This is a genomic window from Pedobacter cryophilus (assembly GCF_005116455.1).
Lineage (GTDB): Bacteria > Bacteroidota > Bacteroidia > Sphingobacteriales > Sphingobacteriaceae > Pseudopedobacter > Pseudopedobacter cryophilum.
Window position 1 is genome coordinate 541,982 of sequence record NZ_SWBP01000002.1, and the last position, 20,697, is coordinate 562,678.

General features: G+C 33.0%; 20 protein-coding genes and 1 other RNA gene. 12 read left to right on the forward strand and 9 right to left on the reverse strand.

Going from position 1 to position 20,697, the window contains the following annotated elements; genetic code table 11:
• Window positions 1-165 precede the first annotated feature (165 nt).
• Both rlmH and FA046_RS07640 read right to left on the reverse strand, forming a co-directional pair.
• Window positions 166-639, reverse strand: a complete 474-nt coding sequence (rlmH, locus tag FA046_RS07635) for a 23S rRNA (pseudouridine(1915)-N(3))-methyltransferase RlmH (protein WP_136825790.1) — start codon at window positions 637-639, stop codon at window positions 166-168.
• A 108-nt stretch (window positions 640-747) separates the two neighbouring features.
• Window positions 748-1,134, reverse strand: coding sequence for a response regulator (locus tag FA046_RS07640; RefSeq protein ID WP_136825791.1), 387 nt, complete (start codon window positions 1,132-1,134; stop codon window positions 748-750).
• A gap of 156 nt (window positions 1,135-1,290) precedes the next feature.
• Between FA046_RS07640 and FA046_RS07645 the strand changes: the two genes are divergently transcribed.
• Window positions 1,291-1,890 carry an OmpA family protein gene (locus FA046_RS07645; RefSeq protein WP_136825792.1) on the forward strand — a complete coding sequence of 200 codons (600 nt, stop codon included), beginning with the start codon at window positions 1,291-1,293 and terminating at the stop codon, window positions 1,888-1,890.
• Between the two features lie 107 nt (window positions 1,891-1,997).
• On the forward strand, window positions 1,998-2,915 hold the full coding sequence (locus FA046_RS07650; protein ID WP_136825793.1) for a hypothetical protein: 918 nt from the start codon (window positions 1,998-2,000) through the stop codon (window positions 2,913-2,915).
• Between the two features lie 119 nt (window positions 2,916-3,034).
• Here the strand turns inward: FA046_RS07650 and FA046_RS07655 are convergent, their stop codons facing one another.
• From FA046_RS07655 to FA046_RS07665, 3 genes are all read right to left on the reverse strand, one after another.
• A complete protein-coding gene (locus FA046_RS07655; RefSeq protein WP_136825794.1) occupies window positions 3,035-4,330 on the reverse strand; it encodes a TIGR00341 family protein in 1,296 nt (431 codons plus the stop codon).
• Window positions 4,331-4,514: 184 nt separating this feature from the next.
• Window positions 4,515-6,782 carry an aconitate hydratase gene (locus FA046_RS07660; protein ID WP_136825795.1) on the reverse strand — a complete coding sequence of 756 codons (2,268 nt, stop codon included), beginning with the start codon at window positions 6,780-6,782 and terminating at the stop codon, window positions 4,515-4,517.
• A gap of 200 nt (window positions 6,783-6,982) precedes the next feature.
• Complete coding sequence (locus FA046_RS07665; protein WP_136825796.1) at window positions 6,983-7,642, reverse strand: polysaccharide deacetylase family protein; 660 nt, start codon at window positions 7,640-7,642, stop codon at window positions 6,983-6,985.
• Window positions 7,643-7,706: 64 nt separating this feature from the next.
• Between FA046_RS07665 and FA046_RS07670 the strand changes: the two genes are divergently transcribed.
• From FA046_RS07670 to FA046_RS07695, 6 genes are all read left to right on the forward strand, one after another.
• Entirely contained in the window at window positions 7,707-9,059 is a 1,353-nt protein-coding gene (locus FA046_RS07670; RefSeq protein WP_136826079.1) for a TolC family protein, read from the forward strand.
• A 24-nt stretch (window positions 9,060-9,083) separates the two neighbouring features.
• Entirely contained in the window at window positions 9,084-10,427 is a 1,344-nt protein-coding gene (locus FA046_RS07675; protein ID WP_136825797.1) for an efflux RND transporter periplasmic adaptor subunit, read from the forward strand.
• A gap of 113 nt (window positions 10,428-10,540) precedes the next feature.
• Window positions 10,541-11,548 carry an NAD(P)H-dependent glycerol-3-phosphate dehydrogenase gene (locus FA046_RS07680; protein WP_136825798.1) on the forward strand — a complete coding sequence of 336 codons (1,008 nt, stop codon included), beginning with the start codon at window positions 10,541-10,543 and terminating at the stop codon, window positions 11,546-11,548.
• Window positions 11,549-11,553: 5 nt separating this feature from the next.
• Window positions 11,554-11,898, forward strand: a complete 345-nt coding sequence (locus FA046_RS07685) for an alpha/beta fold hydrolase (protein WP_136825799.1) — start codon at window positions 11,554-11,556, stop codon at window positions 11,896-11,898.
• A 69-nt stretch (window positions 11,899-11,967) separates the two neighbouring features.
• On the forward strand, window positions 11,968-12,378 hold the full coding sequence (locus tag FA046_RS07690; protein WP_136825800.1) for a hypothetical protein: 411 nt from the start codon (window positions 11,968-11,970) through the stop codon (window positions 12,376-12,378).
• An 8-nt stretch (window positions 12,379-12,386) separates the two neighbouring features.
• Window positions 12,387-13,031 (forward strand): 1-acyl-sn-glycerol-3-phosphate acyltransferase, encoded by a 645-nt coding sequence (locus FA046_RS07695; RefSeq protein ID WP_136825801.1) that lies wholly within the window; start codon window positions 12,387-12,389, stop codon window positions 13,029-13,031.
• A gap of 1 nt (window position 13,032) precedes the next feature.
• Here the strand turns inward: FA046_RS07695 and FA046_RS07700 are convergent, their stop codons facing one another.
• Together FA046_RS07700 and FA046_RS07705 are read right to left on the reverse strand one after the other, a co-directional pair.
• Window positions 13,033-13,887 (reverse strand): MORN repeat-containing protein, encoded by an 855-nt coding sequence (locus tag FA046_RS07700; RefSeq protein ID WP_136825802.1) that lies wholly within the window; start codon window positions 13,885-13,887, stop codon window positions 13,033-13,035.
• 113 nt (window positions 13,888-14,000) lie between these two features.
• Window positions 14,001-15,929 carry a DEAD/DEAH box helicase gene (locus FA046_RS07705; protein WP_136825803.1) on the reverse strand — a complete coding sequence of 643 codons (1,929 nt, stop codon included), beginning with the start codon at window positions 15,927-15,929 and terminating at the stop codon, window positions 14,001-14,003.
• Window positions 15,930-16,206: 277 nt separating this feature from the next.
• Between FA046_RS07705 and FA046_RS07710 the strand changes: the two genes are divergently transcribed.
• The 4 genes from FA046_RS07710 to FA046_RS07725 all read left to right on the forward strand — a co-directional run bounded on the left by FA046_RS07710 (window position 16,207) and on the right by FA046_RS07725 (window position 19,728).
• On the forward strand, window positions 16,207-17,439 hold the full coding sequence (locus FA046_RS07710) for a DEAD/DEAH box helicase (protein WP_136825804.1): 1,233 nt from the start codon (window positions 16,207-16,209) through the stop codon (window positions 17,437-17,439).
• Window positions 17,440-17,520: 81 nt separating this feature from the next.
• An RNA gene (ffs, locus tag FA046_RS07715) (signal recognition particle sRNA small type) lies at window positions 17,521-17,619 on the forward strand.
• Between the two features lie 252 nt (window positions 17,620-17,871).
• Window positions 17,872-18,531: a fructose-6-phosphate aldolase gene (fsa, locus tag FA046_RS07720; protein WP_136825805.1), complete on the forward strand. Its 660-nt coding sequence runs from the start codon at window positions 17,872-17,874 to the stop codon at window positions 18,529-18,531.
• Window positions 18,532-18,768: 237 nt separating this feature from the next.
• On the forward strand, window positions 18,769-19,728 hold the full coding sequence (locus FA046_RS07725) for a YpdA family putative bacillithiol disulfide reductase (protein WP_136825806.1): 960 nt from the start codon (window positions 18,769-18,771) through the stop codon (window positions 19,726-19,728).
• 24 nt (window positions 19,729-19,752) lie between these two features.
• On the opposite strand, the gene FA046_RS07730 is transcribed toward FA046_RS07725, so the two are convergent.
• Together FA046_RS07730 and FA046_RS07735 are read right to left on the reverse strand one after the other, a co-directional pair.
• A complete protein-coding gene (locus tag FA046_RS07730) occupies window positions 19,753-20,091 on the reverse strand; it encodes a HepT-like ribonuclease domain-containing protein (RefSeq protein ID WP_136825807.1) in 339 nt (112 codons plus the stop codon).
• Entirely contained in the window at window positions 20,084-20,671 is a 588-nt protein-coding gene (locus tag FA046_RS07735; RefSeq protein WP_205943616.1) for a nucleotidyltransferase domain-containing protein, read from the reverse strand. The genes FA046_RS07730 and FA046_RS07735 overlap by 8 nt, the downstream gene beginning before the upstream one ends.
• Between the last annotated feature and the right edge of the window lie 26 nt (window positions 20,672-20,697).

A 20,697-nucleotide genomic window follows, 5' to 3' on the forward strand; every position in this document is an offset into this window, starting at 1 on the left:
TTTAATTTTAAAATTTTAGGAATTGAAATGATAAATCAACATAAAAATTAGGCTCAATACAATTGCAATTATCCAGAACATTCTTTGTTCATTTACTTGTCTGCCACTTTTAAATCTGTAATTCCTTTTTCCTCCAAAAAAATCCATAGTTTAAATATTTATATCTTATTCGTGATGATAGGGTTCCCCTTTTAAAATGGTGAATGCTCTGTAAATTTGCTCAACAAAAAACAACCTAATCATTTGATGAGAAAACGTCAATTTAGATAGTGATATTTTATAGTTAGCTCGTTGATAAATGCTTTGATCAAAACCATAAGGCCCTCCAATTAAAAAAACAAGATGAGAAACACTGGCAATCATTTTTTTATTCAAAAAATCTGCAAATTGTAGTGAACTTAATTCGGTACCGCGTTCATCTAAGATAACTACAAAATCTGTTGGCTGAATGTTTTTTAAAAATTGTTCTGATTCTTTGTTTTTTTGCTCTTCTTCACTCAAATTTTTTACTTTTTTAATATCAGGGATAATCTGAATTTCAAACTTGATATAATGCTTTAAGCGTTTTAAATATTTATCTAAGCCTTCTAAAACATAAGAATCATCAGTTTTTCCAATAGCTAAAAGCGTTATTTTCATTAAGGAGACAAATTAGCTGTAATGTAAATTTACAAAACAAAGGTTGTTTATAAATTGATTGTAATCAAGAAAATGAATTTGATTTGGAAAGTTTAGGTTTGTTATTAGCTAATTAAACAGCGGAAAAGATTTTTGTTGATCTTCTAACGCATTTTTAACAGCTTCTAAAATAATATTTGGGTATATAGGTTTGTTGATAAAATCATAAGCCCCCATTTTTATAAGTTCGGCAGCTAAATTAGGATCACCAAATCCACTTACAATAATAACGGAGGTTGCAGGGTATTCTATTTTTATTTTACGGAGAATTTCTCTGCCGTCAGTGTCTTCTAACCTGAAATCACTTAAAACTAAGTCAAATTTTTTCTTTTGCATTTGTTCAAATGCAGTAGCGCCACTCTCTGCAATAGTGGTTTCGTATCCGTTTTTTGTTAAAAATTTAGACATGATTAAGCAAATACCTATCTCGTCATCAATGATTAAAATTTTATTCATGTTTAAATTACCTAAATGGATAAATTATTATAGATAAATACAAGGTTAAATAATGTTTAAATGTAGATAAAATATTTTGATTGATTAAAATTGAATTGTTAACATTGAGCTCATCCAGTAATTAAGTTAATTTTTAAATTTTTAAAATCATTAAACATGAATAAGCTTAAATCCAATATTTTACTTATTGTCTCGGTTTTATCTTTTGTAACTATTTTTTATAGCTCCTGCAAATCAAAAAAACTGGCTTTGCCAAAAGAAGAGGTAGTTGCAGAAGTTGTGCCAGAAACGCCAAAATTAGTTGAACCCGAGAAAAAAGAAATAGATTCTGACGGAGACGGAATAGTAGATGCTTTAGATAATTGTCCGAATGAAAAAGGAAGTGCAGATAACAGCGGTTGCCCAATTGTTGTAGAAAAGCCTTTTAACTATAAAAATATACAGTTCGAATTTAATTCATCAGTGTTGAAAACTTCATCTTATGCAGTTTTAGATGAAATTGGCCGTCAAATAAAAAAGAATCCTTCTGCTGTTTTTCAACTGAATGGGCATTCTTCTATAGAAGGTACTGAAAAAAGAAATATGATGCTATCTGTAGATAGAGCAGTAGCCGTAAAAGCTTATTTGGTAAACAACGGAGTAAGAAATGTTAATTTATTGGTTAAGGGATTTGGAGAAACATTGCCAATGGTACCTAATACCACGGAAACCAATAAAGCATTAAATAGAAGAGTAGAGGTGAAGCCAATAAACTAATATTTTTTAAAGGATTGGAGAATTATTTTCGATAAACAAAAAAGCAAGCTTAATTTAAGTTTGCTTTTTTGTTTAATGCGGTTACCTTTAACGATATGTTAAAAAACATGCTAAAAAAACCGTTTCTTATCCTGTCAAATTTAATTGGGCATGAAATGGCTATCAGGACTAAAGAAATTGAAGAAAATAGATTAATTGCATTAGGCTCTTTGTTGTCTAATCAACAATGGGCTTTAAATTCTACAAATATCAACGACTATGAGTTTAAAATTTTTAGTCAGTTTGGCGATGATGGGATCATACAATATTTAATTAAGCATTTACAAATCACCAACAAAACATTTATTGAATTTGGAGTAGAAGATTTTTTAGAATCTAACACCCGATTTTTGATGATGAATAATAATTGGTCTGGCTTTGTAATGGATGGATCATCAAAGCACATGAATAATCTAAAAAAACAGCATTGGTATTGGAAATTTAACTTAAAACATAAAGCTGCTTTTATAGATAAAGAAAATATAAATTCGTTATTGGCGGATACAGGTTTTAATAATTTAGGTTTGCTGCACATAGATTTAGATGGAAACGACTTTTACATATTAAAAACACTTGATTTTTCAAAATTAAACCCTGCAATTTTGATTTTAGAATACAACAGTGTTTTTGGAAATGAAAGAGCAATTTCAGTTCCTTATGATAAAAGTTTTGTGCGTACCAGTGCTCACTACAGTAATTTGTTTTTTGGAGCTTCACTACCAGCCCTTCACTCTGCTGCAACCGAAAAAGGATATGCTTTAATTGGTTGTGCATTAAATGGTCATAATGCTTTTTACGTAAGAAGAGATTTGTTAAATGATAAAGTAAAGGAGCAATCAATAAAAGATGCTTATATAGAGAGCAATTTTAGAGAAAGTAGAGATAAAGATTACAACTTGTCTTATTTAAGCGATACTGATAGGTTGAATGCCATAAAAGGATTAACTGTTTTTAATGTATTAAATAAGCAATTAGAAAAATTGTAGTTAGCGATAACTTTTGGGTTTAAAAATAAACAATGTCAATTTATATTAATGGTACTCAAAGGCTTTTAGTTCAAAAAAAAGTATTCAGTATTTATGGGTAAGCCGGCTCACCTTTAAGTTTAATTTTGCTTCAAAATAATTAACTCTTCTTTTTTTAATTTCTGCTTAAGCCATAGCGTGAGTTTTGTTTTGGTGGTTTCTGATAAATCAGTTTTGCTTTTATAGAGCATTACTGCCACAACCCGCATACTATCTGTGCTTTCATCAAAAAGATGGTTAGAAAGTGATAAATTCTTAATTTCTGGAAATAGAATTTTCACTTCACCCAAAATAGATTTATTATCATAACGATACAGATCAATACTTTTATTAAGTTCAACAATCTTTAGATCCTTTTCATCGACCAGATTTTTACTGCCATTTATTTCTCTTAAAATGATATTTCTAATATCTGTAGTATCTTGAACAATTTTTAGCTGTGTGTTTAAAATTTTATAGCTTGTTAATTTTGAGGTTAGCTTCTTTATTTCTTTTTCATCAAATCTTTTATTCAAAAAAGCCAATTCTAAATTCTTAGGGTTGGTATTAAAGTTTAATTTTTTATAAATAATTGTATAACCCATGCTAGAAAACTCATTGGCTACAAACTCATTAACTTTTTGATTATATCTTTTCTCATTTAGAAGGTTATAGGCTAAATAGATACTTGGCAATATCATTAATATTATTAACGCTGTAATGCCATATCTCACCTGTTTTTGATGTTTGGAATGCACTTGTTCTGCGGCAGGATATTTTAAATATTTTACGATAAAAAATGTAGCAATACATATAAAAACACAGTTTATGGTGTATAAAAATAAGGCACCTAAAAAGAATTTAAAATTACCAATAGCCAAACCATAACCAGCAGTACAAAGCGGGGGCATTAAAGCTGTAGCAATAGCCACACCCGGAATGGGATTGCCTTTTTCAACTCTTGTAATTGCAATTACCCCTACTAAACCGCCAAAAAAAGCAATTAATACATCATAAATATTAGGAGAAGTACGGGCTAAAAGTTCTGATTGTGTTTCTTTAAAAGGACTTAAAAAAAAGTATATGGTAGCAACTAACAAGCTTACTATTGTAGCAATAAACAGGTTTTTTAAAGATTTTCGTAACAAAGCAAAATCAAAAATACCTAAACTAAAACCAGCTCCAATAATTGGTCCCATTAAAGGGGATATCAACATCGCACCAATAATTACTGCTGTAGAATTCACATTCAACCCTATGGAAGCAATGACAATAGCACAAGCCAAAATCCATAAATTAGAACCTCTAAAAGAAATATTTGCTTTTACATTATTTAAAACCTTTTCTTTGTCTTCTTCTCCGGTATTTAAGTCTATAAAACCCAATAATTTATTCATATCTTAATTTTCTTTATGCTTATTTAATCAATTCGAAAATCAATTTTAAAACTCTTTTTCTTTGGGGATAAGATAATAAATAGTTGATTAAAAAAAATCAATAAATGGGCTATAAAAAAAGATCCCTCCACTTAATCAGTCGAGGGATCTTTTTTATGCTTTGAGTATCGGCGTAAGCCTAAACTTAATTAGCCATGTTTTTACGGATAATATTTAAAGCTGCACCTTCTTGGAACCACTTAATTTGTTGTTCGTTATAGGTATGGTTCACTTCAAAAGAATCTGTAGAACCATCTTTATGGTTTAGTATAACTGTTAACGGTTTACCCGGAGTAAAGCTGTTTAAACCTAAAATGTCAAAAGTATCGTCTTCTTGAATTTTATCATAATCTGCTGGGTTTGCAAACGTTAAACCTAACATTCCCTGTTTTTTAAGATTAGTTTCGTGAATACGAGCAAAAGATTTTACAATAATAGCTCTAACCCCTAAGAAACGAGGTTCCATAGCTGCATGCTCTCTAGAAGAACCTTCGCCATAGTTTTCATCTCCAACCACAACAGAACCAATGCCAGCAGCTTTATAAGCTCTTTGTGTAGCAGGTACGGGTCCGTATTCTCCAGTTAATTGATTTTTAACGGTATCAGCAGTATCATTAGCAAAATTGATAGCGCCAATTAACATGTTATTTGAGATATTATCTAGGTGACCACGGAATTTTAACCAAGGTCCGGCCATGGAGATATGATCAGTAGTACATTTTCCTTTAGCTTTAATTAATAATTTTAAGCCTTTTAAATCTGTACCTTCCCAAGCTGCAAATGGCTCTAATAATTGTAAACGAGCTGATTTTGGATCAACAATTACATTTACTTTGCTTCCATCTTCTGCTGGAGCTTGGTAGCCCGCATCTTTTACATCAAACCCTTTTACTGGCATTTCCCAACCTGTTGGTTCGTCTAATTTTACTTGCTCTCCTTTTGAGTTGGTTATGGTATCTACCAAAGGATTAAAAGTTAAATCTCCGGCAATTGCCATTGCAGTTACAATTTCAGGAGAGGCTACAAATGAATGGGTATTTGGGTTTCCATCTGCTCTTTTAGCAAAGTTTCTGTTAAAAGAAGTGATGATAGAATTTTTCTCTTGTTTTTCTGCACCATGACGAGCCCATTGTCCAATACATGGTCCGCAGGCGTTAGCTAAAACTACACCGCCCATTTGTCCAAAAGTAGCTAAGAAACCGTCACGTTCTACAGTGTAACGTACCATTTCTGATCCTGGAGTAATGGTAAATTCTGATTGAGCAATTAAGTTTTTATCAACCGCTTGTTGTGCTAAAGAAGCGGCTCTAGAAATATCTTCATAAGAAGAGTTGGTGCAAGAACCAATTAAACCTACGTCTAATTTTGCAGGCCATCCGTTTTCTTTAACAGCAGCAGCAAATTTAGAGATTGGCCAAGCCAAATCTGGAGTGAATGGTCCGTTAATATGTGGTTCTAATTCAGATAAGTTTATCTCAATTACCTGATCAAAATATAATTCTGGGTTGGCATAAACTTCATCATCACCGGTAAGGTGTGCTTTAATTTCATTCGCCATATCAGCAATATCGCCTCTTTTTGTTCCTCTTAAATAGATTTCAGATTTTTCATCATAACCAAAAATTGAGGTAGTAGCACCAATTTCGGCACCCATATTACAAATGGTTCCTTTACCTGTTGCAGATAAAGAACGAGCGCCTTCACCAAAATATTCTACAATAGCGCCAGTTCCACCTTTTACAGTTAAAACGCCGGCTACTTTTAAAATTACGTCTTTAGCTGATGCCCAACCAGAAAGTTTTCCGGTTAATTTAACACCAATTAATTTAGGAAATTTTAATTCCCAAGCTAAGCCTGCCATTACATCACAAGCATCAGCACCACCAACACCTATAGCAATCATTCCTAAACCACCAGCATTTGGGGTGTGAGAATCTGTTCCAATCATCATTCCACCAGGGAAAGAATAATTTTCTAAAACTACTTGGTGAATAATTCCAGCACCTGGTTTCCAAAAACCAATACCATATTTATCAGAAACAGAAGCTAAAAAGTCGTAAACTTCTTTGTTAACATCTTTTGCCGTATTTAAATCTGCTTCGGCACCTACTTTAGCTTGTATTAAGTGATCACAATGTACTGTAGAAGGAACTGCAACTTGAGGTCTGCCGGCTTGCATAAATTGCAATAAAGCCATTTGGGCAGTTGCATCTTGCATAGCTACGCGGTCCGGTGCAAAATCTACGTAATCTACACCTCTTTGATAAGCTTGTGTAGCAGAGGTGTCCCAAAGATGGGCGTAAAGAATTTTTTCTGTTAAAGTAAGAGGTTTACCTACTGATTTACGGGCAGCATCAATGCGAGTGCCAAAATTTCCGTAAACTTTTTTGATCATATCTAAATCAAAGGCCATTATTGAGTTGATTTTATTTTGTGGACAAATTTATTTCGAGTTGCTAATTTATAAAAAAATGCTTTCACGAGACTCGTTTTTATGTAAACAAATTTCATTTAAATGATTTTTATTGAATTTTAAGAAGAACATAGCATTAGTTTGATTTAGATCATAATCCTTAAAATTATTTTTAAAATAGTTAAAAGTTTAAAAAAAGTTTAAAGCGTTTTAAATTCATAACCCTTCTGTTTCCAGTATTGCAGTGCTTTAGGCAAAGTATATTCTAAACGCTTCCATGCTTTTAAGCTATCGTGAAAAACAACAATAGATCCATTTTCTGTGTGTTTAAGTACGTTTTTTAAACATTTTTCAGGCGATAGTTGCACATCAAAATCTCCACTAAGCACATCCCACATTACAATTGAGAATTGAGATGAAGAGACGTCAGACTGCGGACTGCCGACCTCGGACTGCCGACTATTAACCAACTTCTGTATCTGCGAAAACTTTATTCTCCCATAAGGTGGTCTAAATAAATTGGTTTGAGTAAGTTGTTGACATTTGTTAAAATTTTCTAAATAAGTTTCATCATCGGTAATCCATCCTTTTAAATGATTAAAAGTGTGATTTCCAATGGTATGTCCATCCGCTTTAAGCTGAGCAAATATTTCTGGATATTTAGTGATATTTTCGCCAATGCAGAAAAAAGTAGCCTTTGCGTTAAAGTTTTTTAAAGTTTTTAAAACCCATGGTGTAACAATAGGTATAGGTCCGTCGTCAAAAGTGAGATAAATAACCTTATGGGATCTCGCTTTATTCCAGATGAGCGATGAAGGATAAAGTTTTTTTAAGAGAAAAGGAGTTTTTATCAGATACATATTTCTAAAACGAAAGTATAGATAAATTTAGAACACAAAGAAATTATAGATGATTAATCATACAATGAATAAGTTAAAATCAAGAAAATTATTAAGCATTACTTTGGTGGCTGTGCAAATATTTGTGTTTTCTATCTCTAGCGCTTTTGCGCAGGGAGGGGAGAGAATTACTTTACAGCAGGCAGTTGATAATGCCTTGGCTAACAATTTGCAGATTAAACAGGCTCAATTTCAAAGCTCTATTACAGAAGAAAATTTGAAGCAAAGTAAGTTTGAAATGTATCCAAATGTAACTTCATCAGGGTCGGCAAATAGACAGTACGGTTTGTTTTTCGATAATCAAACCGGAAGCTTAATTAATACTAGCGTAGATCAAGTAAATGGGAGATTGAATTCTAATGTCTTACTTTTTAATGGAGGCAGTTTAATTAATCAGATTAAACAAAATAAGTCTCTTTTAATGTCTGATAAAAGCAATATAGAAAAAGTAAAAAACGATTTATCTTTAAACGTAGTCACTACATTTTTATCAATTGTAAATAATAGAGATCTATTAAAAGCTAGTCAACAACAATTAGATTTATCTAAACAACAATTAGAAGTTGCTCAAAGGAATTTTGATGTAGGGAACAATACTCAGGCTGATTTATCACAAGCTAAAGCACAAGTTGCAACTAATGAATTGAACATCACAAATGCAGATAATGCTTATCAACTTTCTATGTTAAATCTTAAGCAACTAATGGAAATGGATTCTGAAAAGCAAATTGATGTAATATTGCCAGCTATTGAGGACGTTTCTTTGATTGAGAATAAATACTCCAGTTTTGATGTGTATAGCAAGGCAATAACAAACTATCCGGATATAAAAGCAGTTTCTTATAACACGGAGGCATTTAAGTATGGGGTTAAAGTAGCTAAAGGTAATTTGTATCCAACTTTAGGTTTTGGTGGAGGCTTAAGTAGTGGTTACTCTAGTGCAAATCCATTGAGTTTTTCAAGCCAATTTACAGATAATAACTTCGGACAGTTTTTAGGATTTAACTTATCAATACCTATTTTTAATAATTACAGGTCTAGATCACAATATAATATTGCTAAAATTAGATATGAAAATGCAAAGGCATCAGAACAGCTGACTAAAAATAATTTAAATAAAGTAATAAGTCAGGCAGTGTTGGATTTGAAATCTGCAATTAAGAGTTATTCAGCCACGCAAAGTGCTTTTAATTCTTCAAAAGAGGCTTTTAATGTGATTAAACAACGTTATGAAGTAGGCTTAGTTAGTGTGATCGAATTAAATACCTCTCAAACAAATTACAACAAGGCTGAATTTGATTTCATTCAAGCTAAATACAATGTTATTTTTAGAAGCAAGGTGATTGATTTTTACCTTGGAAACCCATTAACTCTTTAATCAAACCTTAATAATCAAAATAAAATGAATAAGACGCTTAGAAATGTACTCATTGGTGTTGGCGCTTTGGTGATATTGGCCATTGTAGCAAATAAAATGGGCTGGATAGGAAAAAGTAAAGCTGTACAAGTTGCTGTAACTAAGGCCGAAAATAAAAACATCATTGAAACTGTATCTGCTAGTGGTAAAATACAGCCCGAAATAGAAGTAAAATTGAGTCCAGAGGTTTCTGGAGAGATAGTAGAGCTAAATGTTAAAGAAGGTGATATAGTTAAAAAAGGACAATTACTTTGCCGCATCAAACCAGATATTTTAGCTTCTGGTTATGAAAGAACTGTGGCTTCTTATAATGCACAAAAAGCAACAGTAGCCAGTAGTCAACAACAATTGATACAATCTGAAGCTAACTTTAAAAATATAGAAGCTCGTTTTAAAAGAAATGAAAAGCTTTTTAAAGATAAGGTAATATCTGCAGCAGAGTTTGATGCTGCCAAAGCAGAGTATTTATCGGCGAAAGCCAGCTTAGAAAGTGCTCGCCAAAGTGTGGTAGGTGCTAAATTTGGTTTGCAACAATCAGGTGCAGTAGTAAAAGAAGCTGGTGATAACTTAGCCAGAACAAATATTTATGCTCCGGTTGATGGCGTGGTATCTAAATTATCTATTGAGAAAGGTGAAAGAGTAGTGGGAACGGCTCAAATGAGTGGAACAGAGATTATGACCATTGCTAATTTAAACAGCATGGAAGTAAATGTAGATGTGAATGAAAATGACATCAATCGTTTAACTTTAGGTGATACCGCAGTAATTGAGGTAGATGCTTTTTTAGATCAAAAGTTTAAAGGTATAGTGACTGAGATTGCTAGTTCTGCTAATGTAGTTGGAACCAGTGCAGATCAGGTGACTAATTTTGCAGTAAAAGTGAGGATTTTAACCGATTCAGATGTAGATAGTAAGGGCGCTAAACTGCCTCCACTTCGTCCGGGTTTGTCTGCAACGGTTGATATTCAAACCGAAAAAACTTATGGTTTGGTAGTGCCAATTCAGTCGGTAACCATCAGAGAAGAAGAAAAAGCAAAAGATGATAAAGTAGACGGACCTAAAAAAGACGAAGCTGATGATGCCAAAAAAGATAAGAACAAGCCTAAAGCTAAAGAATATGTTTTTGTAGTAGAAGCAGGTAAAGTAAAGCAAGTAGAAGTAAAAACAGGTATTCAGGATGATCTTAATATCACTATTTTATCAGGCATAAAAGCTGGTCAGCAAGTAGTTAGCGCTCCTTATGCGGCCATATCTAAAACCTTAAAAGATAAAATGGAAGTAGAAGTGGTAGAAAAATCAAAGCTTTTTACTACAGATAAGAAAGAATAAATCCCATATTATTCATAATTTGTCCCGGTCTGCACTACAGGTCGGGACTTTTTTATTTAAAAATGTTCAAATTTGAATCAGACACCTAAATTTGACACACATTAAATTTGTTTATGCAGTATAACCTAAATAAGATAGCAATTATTGGAGGCGGAAGTTGGGCAACGGCTATCGTGAAAATGTTATGTGATAACATAGAAGAGAAAGAAGTTTTTTGGTGGATGAGAAATAAAGCTGCTGCAGATCATATTTGTCAATACAGGCATAACCCAAATTACCTTTCATCAGTAGAAATTAAGGTAAAGCCCGAAAACGTTTTTACCGATGTTAAAAAAGCCATAGAAAATGCTGATATGGTTTTATTAAATGTACCCGCAGCATTTTTAAAAGAAGCCTTTGAATATATTACAGCAGATGATTTAAGAGGAAAAAAAATTATTTCGGCCATTAAGGGGATAGTTCCTGATGAAAATCTAATCATCGGCGAGTTTATGCATTATAAATATGAAATTCCTTTTTCTGATATCATTGTAATTAGTGGGCCATGCCATGCAGAGGAAGTTGCGCTAGAGAAATTAAGCTATTTAACTATCGCTTCACAAGACCAAGCACTTTCCTGCTATTTTGCTAAAATGATTTGTACCAGATACATTAAAACAAATATATCTGATGATATCTACGGGACAGAATACGCCGCAGTACTCAAAAATATTTATGCTGTAGCTAGTGGCATTTGTCATGGGGTTGGCTTTGGTGATAATTTCCAGGCAGTACTTATTTCTAATGCTATAAGAGAGATAAAAAGATTTGTAGATGCCATACATCCAATTTGCAGAGACATCAAAGAATCAGCTTATTTAGGAGATTTATTGGTAACCGCTTATTCACAATTTAGTAGAAACCGTACTTTTGGCAACATGATAGGGAAGGGCTATACCGTAAAATCGGCTCAGTTAGAAATGAATATGGTTGCCGAGGGTTACTATGCCGTAAATTGTATTCACCAAATTAATAAGCAGTACAAGGTAAATATGCCAATTGCCAGGGCAGTTTATGCTATTTTGTATGAAAAGCACTCTCCAAATATAGAAATGAAATTATTAGCCGATTTAATGTCTTAATTGTAATGCCTTTTTTTAGATCTGAAATAGCTAACTTTCATTACCATCAATATGGTAATGGGAATAAGATAATGTTGGCCTTTCATGGATTTGGAATGCGGGGCAACCAGTTTAAAGTTTTGGAAGAATCTTTAGGACAGCACTATAAGATTTACAGTTTTGATTTGTTTTTTCATGGAGAAACCGAATTATTTGATACCTCAAGAAAAGCGGTAAAGCAAAGTATTAATAAAGCTTTATTTGCAAAAGAAATCATAAAATTTTTGAGACATTTAGGTATAATGGATCAAAAATTTGAGCTGCTTTCTTATAGTATTGGTTCCAAATTGGCATTAAGTTTAATTAGTTAAATTCCTGAAAACATCAACGAAGCCTATTTTATTGCTCCAGATGGTATTGAACCTAATAAATTATTAGAAATGGGTTCTAAAAATAAAATAGTTAATCATTTATTTTGGAGATTAGTGTACAGTCCAAAAACGGTGAAGTTTCTTCTAAATAATCTTTACCGCTATAAGTATATTGATAAATCATTACATGCTATTTTAGAAAAAGAGTTTGTAAGTACGGATACGAGATTAACTTGTTATAATACCATCACTTATTTTGCTGCTTTAAGTTTAAATCCTCAAAATTTGGCCCAAAATATTAATCATAATCAAATAAAAACGCATTTTTACTTTGGCAAAAAAGACGGTTTATTTCCACCTGGTATTGGTGAAAGATTTATTTCTAAATTGGGAAATGCAAATCTTTATATCATTGATGATGGGCATGATTTGGTAAATTTAAACCTAAATGAATTAATGAAATCACATCTGCAAAATTAAATTACATCATGATTAAAGATCAACCTTATCGTTTTTTAAAATGGTTTTTTATTTTAGTTGAAAAATATATTTGCAGTCATTTTTCTAAAGTTTCTTTTATTGGCGAGGTTAATTCATCAAAAGATAAAGCCACATTAATTTTGATGAATCATTTTAGTTTTAACGACGGGGGAATTATTCATCGATTTTGCAGAAAAATATTGAAGAAACAGTTTAAAGTAATGGTGGTTGAAGAGCAAATGAAAGCCTTCTCATTATTAAAATATGGCGGATGTTTTTCAGTAAATAAAAAATCTCGTACACTGGTTAATTCTCTAAATTATGCTGCTTCTTTATTAAATGATGAACGTAACATGTTGGCTATTTTCCCTCAAGGAGAAGTGTTTTCTTCTCATTTAAATAGGGTTCATTTTGAGGGTGGCTTAACTAAAATATTGCGCAAAAAAGAGAAAGAAACTCAGATTATTTTTGTGGTTACCTTGCTTGATTATTTGGATAGTTTTAAGCCTCAGGCTAGAGTTTATTATGAAGAATATATTGGAATTGAAGATTTTAAAATGATAGAAGAGGCTTATAATTTGTTCTATAAATCTTGTAAAATAAAACAACAGCAATTACATCATCCACCCCAAGAAGTAATAGACGTAGCCTAATTTAGTTTATTCTCCTAGTAAGCTTATCATCCTTAAAAAAACCTTTTTCTTTTCTTCCATCAGGATAAACAATAAGCCCTTCCCCGTTTTTTAAACCTTTAGAGAAATTTCCTTCATAAACAATTCCGCTACTGCTCATCCATTTTCCTTTACCTGCTTTTTGCCCTTTAATGTAACTACCAATATATTTATTTCCATTTTTATAAATCATGATTCCTTGCCCATGGCATAAGCCTTCTACCCAATCGCCGGTGTAAATATCTCCGTTAGCATATTTGTAAATTCCTTTTCCCTGATATTTATCTTTAAACCATTGGCCACTATAAATCCCTAAAGAACTTTTAAAAATACCTTCTCCTTGGGCTTTCCCATCAATAAACTTTCCGGTGTAATTATTCCCGCTAGGGTAAAACATTATGCCATTGCCATTTAAGGTGTTAAATAAAAAATCACCTTCATACCTGCCTCCGTTTTTATAAAACAGTTTACCTTTTCCACTACATTTTCCATAGGCAAATTCTCCTTCGTAAATATTACCGTTTACAAATAAATATTTCCCTTTCCCATGGGCATTAAAATCAGCTATTCCTCCTACATATTTATCTCCGTTAACAAATATCATATTTCCTTGATAGGGTAGGCCTTTTTTCCAATCGCCTTCAATAATTCCCTTATCTTTCATGATCACTTTTCCACGGCCTTCAAATAATCCATCCTTAAATTTTCCTTCATATAAATCGCCTCCGCTGGTTAAGTATTTCCCAGTTCCATTTTCGCAATCTCCGCTTAAGCATGGGTTTTGCGAATAAACATTTACGGAGAGAAATAAGATCAAAAAGGTGAAAAGTTTTTGCATGGTTTAATAACTTAAAATTGATAAACTTATTTCAGGTCAATTATAAAAATGATGGGCATAAAAAAAGCCTGTTTTGAAATCTCAAAACAGGCTTTTCTATCAATAATTATAATTTAAGATCTTCTTCTTCTGTTTCCACTATCAGAAGATGATCCACCACCATCATCTTTGCGTTTTCCAGAAAAATCTCTGAAACCACCGCCACTGCTGCTTCCACCACCACTACTTCTTCTATCTCCACCGCCGCTGCTTCTTCTTTCTCCGCCACCGCCGTATCCACCGCCGCTACTTCTTCTATCACCACCGCCGCTTCTTCTTTCTCCACCACCGTAGCCACCGCCACTGCTTCTTCTTTCTCCACCACCGCTGCTTCTTCTTTCTCCGCCTTCAGATCCGCCAGTAGCATCTCCAGAAACTTCAATTCTTACATCTCTTCCGTGGAAATCAATTGGCTTAAATGCTTCGGTTACTTTTTCAACAAATTCTGTTTCCACTTCAAAGAAGGAGAAAACACCTTTCATATCAATTTTACCAACAGATCTGCCGCTAATACCTGTATTGTTACAAATATAACCTAATAAATCTCCTCTGGTAAAATCATCAACAGCACCTAAATTGATAAATAAACGGGTAAATCCAGCGCTAGTTCCTCTCGGACCTCTTTCGCCTCTTTCTCCACGTTCGCCTCTATCACTATCTCTGCCTCTGTCATCTGCGCTAGCATTTAAATCAGGAGCATTTTTGTAATCATCTAAAAAGCGGTTAAACTCTAAAGAAGCAAAACGTTTGATAATGTCTTCTTTGCTTAAATCAGCAAATTCATCCATTATTCTAGGAATATACTGGTCTATTTGCTTCTCATTCACCTCTACATTATGTACTTTATGTACCAATGCAAACAATTGCTTTTCTACCACATCAAAACCAGTTGGAATCTCGGCCTTGGTAAATTGCTTACCAATAGTTTTTTCAATCTGACGGATTTTGTGTGTTTCTTTTTGATTGATAATGGCAATTGAAATACCTGTTTTACCAGCTCTTCCGGTTCTACCACTACGGTGAGTATAGTTTTCTATCTCATCAGGTAAAGAATAGTTAATTACGTGAGTTACATCATTAACATCAATACCTCTAGCAGCTACATCTGTTGCAATTAACAATTGTAAGCTTCTTTCGCGGTAACGCTTCATTACCTTATCTCTTTGTTGTTGAGATAAATCTCCATGTAAAGAATCAGCATTATAACCGTCTTTTACCAAATGTTCGGCAATTTCTTGCGTTTCAATTTTGGTACGACAGAAAACAATTCCAAAAATCTCTGGATTATAATCTACAATACGTTTAAAGGCTGCATATTTATCACGAGCCTTAACAATATAGTACTCATGTTCAATATTTACATTACCAGTGTTTTTAGTACCCATGGTCAGTTCCTTAGGATCTGTCATGTACTTTTGAGCAATTGCTCTTACTTCACGTGGCATGGTTGCAGAAAACAACCAAGTTTTCTTTTCTTTTGGAGTAGTAGAAAGGATATCATCAATATCTTCTTGAAAACCCATGTTTAACATCTCATCAGCCTCGTCTAATACAACGTACTTCACTTGTGAGAAATCAATGGCTTTTCTGTTCAAAATATCTTTCATACGGCCTGGTGTGGCCACTACAATTTGAACACCTCTTTTAATGTCTCTTAACTGGTTTACAATATTGGCACCGCCATATACTGCTACTACGTTAACATTAGAAAGGTTTTTAGCATAATTTTTAACGTCGTTGCTAATCTGTAAACAAAGTTCACGAGTTGGGCAAAGAATTAAAGCTTGGGGGAAGTTTTTGTCAGAATCAATAAGTTCTAATAAAGGAAGACCAAATGCTGCGGTCTTTCCGGTTCCTGTCTGGGCTAATCCGACAAAATCGTTGCTGCCTGATAACAAAACGGGAATGGCACTTTCCTGAATTGGAGTTGGTTTTTCGAAACCTAACTCAATTATCGCATTAACAATATCACTGCGGATCCCCAATTCATTGAATGGGTTCATGATAATCTATAATATTTAGCAACATTGCTAAACTTGCCGCAAAGGTAATGTTTAAATACGTAATAAACAAACATTCCGACTTTTTGAAAGCTAAAATATTCTGATTAATAAGGAGTTAGCATATTGGATATTTTTTTTGATTTGACTTTTTGAAAATCAGATTAGGCAGATATGCATTCAAGACATTAATTAGCACTTACTTTGTAAATTGTTTCAAATGTGCATCATATAAAATTCAATCTTAAACCTTTTTTCTTATGCTTATCTTTGCCGCCGTATGAAATTTAATAAGTACCATATTGTTCCCGAATTAAAGAAGAGTTTAGAAGAATTAGGGTTTAAAAAACCAACTGATATTCAGTTTAAATCTATCCCGCAAATTTTATCGGGACAAGATATTTTAGCTATTGCACAAACCGGGACTGGTAAAACAGCAGCTTTTGCTATTCCTTTAATTAGTATGTTACAGCAAAATAAGCATAGAGAACCAGAACAAAATGTAAAAGCAATAGTAATGGTACCTACCAGAGAGTTGGCTTTGCAAATTGAAAATGTTTTTAAAGAATTAGGAAAATATACAGATATAGAAACCATTTCTTTAATTGGTGGAGTAGAAATTGAGCCGCAATTAAAGAAATTAGAACAAGGTGTTGATGTGCTGATTGCCACACCCGGAAGAATTACCGATTTAGTACATAAAGGCCATTTAAACCTTAAAAAGATAGATTTTTTAGTTTTGGATGAAGCCGATCACATGCTGAATAAAGGCTTTTATCAGGATATAAAACATTTGCTTCAATTTTTACCGAGAAGAAGACAGACTTTGTTTTTTTCGGCCACGATTGATGAAAACATTAAGGATTTGGCTTACGCTTTGGTGAGTAAGCCGGTAAGGATTCAAATTTCTCCTAAAGATCCGGTTTCTAAAAATGTAGATCATTCGGTTGCTTACGTGGCAATGGATGATAAGCGTTTCTTCTTAGAACGAGTTCTTAAAGAGCATCCCGACCAAAAAATATTAGTTTTTGTACGTACAAAAGTAAGAGCCGAACGTGTTTTTAAAGCAATGGAAAGGGTAGATATTAAAACCACAACATTGCATGGAGATAAAGAACAAGAAGATCGTTTTGCGGTTTTGGAAGATTTTAGAGAAGGCAAAATTAAGGTATTAATTGCAACAGATATTAGCGCCAGAGGTTTAGATGTGAAGGGCGTAGAGTATGTAATTAATTATGATTTACCAGATGTTGCCGAAAACTATGTTCACCGAATTGGTAGAACGGGTAGGGGAAATAACAGGGGTAATGCTATTTCCTTTTGCAGCGAAGAAGAAAAACCAATTTTGCAGGAAATTGAAACATACTTAACGCAGCCAATTAGAATAATGTCTATTCTTAAAACAGAATACGAGGAAACTTTAGCCATTTCTGAAGCACATGGTAACGATTGGAGATCTTTAATTAAGGAAGCTGAGGAAGCTCCAAAGCTTAAAAAGAAGAAAAGAAAATAATTTTTATTTTGATTATCAGCCTATTAAATAGGATTTAGCATTCTTATTTAAGAAATAGGTAAAAAATCATACCTTTGTGACGGGTTAGTCTTCTACGACCAGCTCCTTCTGAACTCCCCCAGGGTGGGAACGCAGCAAGGGTAAGAAGTTGTAGCGGTGCGATAGAAGTTGCTAACCCATTTTTTTCCTTTCAAACTCTCCATTTTTATAATATTCAATATTTAACATTTATTTATATCATTTAGGTGAAATTATTTGCTTAAATTTTTAAAAATAAACAGTGATATTAGGAGAATAACCAAATTTATAGCGCTAAATATTAAAGATTCTGATATATTTGAAGCATAGAGATTTAACAATTAATTAGGAAATCTTCTATTTAATTGTCAAATTTACACTTGATAATCAATCAACAAACCAAATTTAAATAACATGAAATTTTTTATCGATACAGCAAACTTAGCTCAAATTAAAGAAGCTCAGGATTTAGGCGTATTAGACGGCGTAACAACCAACCCAAGTTTGATGGCTAAAGAAGGCATCAGCGGAGACGAAAAAGTATTACAACATTACAGAGACATTTGCGCAATTGTAGATGATAACGTAAGTGCAGAAGTAATCTCAACAGATTTTGACGGAATGATTAAAGAAGGTTTAGCTTTAGCGGCCTTAGATGATAAAATTGTAGTGAAGATTCCGATGATTAAAGACGGAATTAAAGCATTAAAATATTTTAGCGATAGAGGAATTAGAACCAATTGTACCCTTATTTTCTCTGCCGGACAAGCATTATTGGCAGCAAAAGCTGGTGCAACTTACGTTTCTCCTTTCCTTGGTCGTTTAGATGATATAGGAGCAGATAGCTTTGGTTTAATAGAGGATATCCGTTTAATTTTTGATAATTACGGTTACGAAACTCAAATTTTAGCCGCATCTATAAGAAATTCCGTTCACATTGTAGAATGTGCCAAAATTGGTGCTGACGTAATGACTGGTCCACTTTCGTCAATTTTAGGGTTGTTAAAACACCCTTTAACAGATAGCGGATTGGCTCAGTTTTTAGCAGATCATGCTAAAGCAGCAGGTAAATAGGCTCAACAAAATCAAATCATATTTAAAAGCTTTCTCATTTTGGGGAAGCTTTTTTGTTTTTAGAAAAGCAATGCCTGTACTCCTAATTTTCGCTAGTCCGGCTATTTGTTACAAGTACGCTCGCTCTTATCCTGCGGTCTTTCCACTGCTATCCGGTTTATTTAACAAAAGTCATTTCTTCTTAAGTTGGTTTCCTCAAAAATTAAAAAACATTAAATTTAGATCATATAATTAGGGATGAAAAATTACGATATAATGATCATAGGGGCTGGTCCAATAGGTTTAGCTTGCGGTATAAAAGCAAAAGAAGCAGGCTTATCTTATTTAATTTTGGATAAAGGATGTTTGGTGAATTCTTTATACAATTATCCTCAAAACATGACTTTCTTTTCCACTTCAGAAAAACTGGAGATTGGAGGAGTTCCCTTTGTATCTAACAACCCAAAACCAACCCGAGCAGAAGCATTAGAATATTACAGAAGAATAGCTTTGAAATTTGAATTGAACATTCATTTATTTGAAGAAGTTATTAGTGTAAAACAAGATGAATGTTTCGAGATAAAAACTTCAAAAGGAAAATATCAATCAAAAAATGTAATTCTTTCTACGGGTTTTTATGATTTGCCAGCTTTAATGAATATCCCCGGAGAAGAGCTTCCAAAAGTTTCTCATTACTATAAAGATCCTCATTATTACGCTATGCAAAAAGTGGTGGTAATAGGCGCCAGTAATTCTTCTGTTGATGCTGCTTTAGAATGTTACCGCAAAGGAGCAGAGGTCACTATGATTATAAGAGGAGATCAAATTGGAGAAAGAGTAAAATATTGGGTGCGGCCTGATATTATAAACAGAATAAAAGAAGGAAGCATTAAAGCTTTTTTTAACTCAGAATTGAAAGAAATCCAACCAGATGTTGTGGTAATTGATACTCCAAAAGGGGAAATAGTATTAGAAAATGATTTTGTTTTAGCGCTTACAGGCTATCAACCTAATTTTGAATTCTTAAAGAAAATGGGAGTGGATTTAAGTGAGGATGAAAAGAAATATCCTCAGCACAATCCAGAAACCATGGAAACCAACCAAAAAGGAATGTATTTAGCAGGTGTGGTTTGTGGCGGTATGGATACACATTTGTGGTTTATAGAAAACTCAAGAGAACATGCAGATAAAATTATTGGGAATATTGCTAAGAATTAAATAGGCATCAATTAAAGAAGAAAACTAAAATTCATTTTCTAATATCAAATTAATTTGTTCTTTCAAGTTATTCAAATCCTTAGAAGCATAATAGATACGCTCCATTCTTACTCCATGATATTCATGGATGATAAAATTTCTAAACGAACGAGGAATATGCCAAGGATAATTATATTTTTCTAGTACCGAAATATCAAGATGTTTTACAGCTTCCCCAATAATTAAAAATTGATACTGAACTGCGCTTTGTAACTTAATATCAACTAAAAAATCAACCTCTGATGTTTTTTCAACAAAGCCTTCAATTAAATTAATAGCATTAGATATATGGATAATTCTCTCTTTAAGTGAAACCTTATCCATATATTTTTATAAAATCAGGCTCTGCTGTTTTTAAAGAAAAATCTTTTAGGTAACCTTTCTCCACTACATCAACTTTCCTTTTAATGGGTTTGCTCAGTAAATATTCTAAATCTAATAAATCAAACATCGAATATTTTTTATCGTCTTTAAGCTCAACCATTAAATCAATATCGCTTTTAAAGTTATCCTCACCTCGGGCAACAGAACCAAATAACCAAGCTTTATTTACTCGTCCATCAAGTGAGAGTGTTTTTTTTAGCGAATCAATAATGTTTATAGGAGTTGATTTTTTTGAATGATACATCACCTTTTCTTCTGCCAAGTGTAAAACCTGCAATGCAATATCCTCATCTTCCAATTCTAATACTAGTTTGTCAGATAACCACGCTATCAATAATTCATCTTTATCTGCTTCAAAATAAGTGGCTAATTTGAGTACTAGGTCTCTATTTGGTTTTCTTAAACCTCGTTCTATTTTACTTAAAATAGCTTGGTCAATATCTAAATAAGCCGAAACCACCCTAAGGGGGAGATTTTTTTGCTCTCTTAAATTCTTAATGATATCACCAAAGCTTTTCATTTTGATAAATTTTATTTTGACAAAAA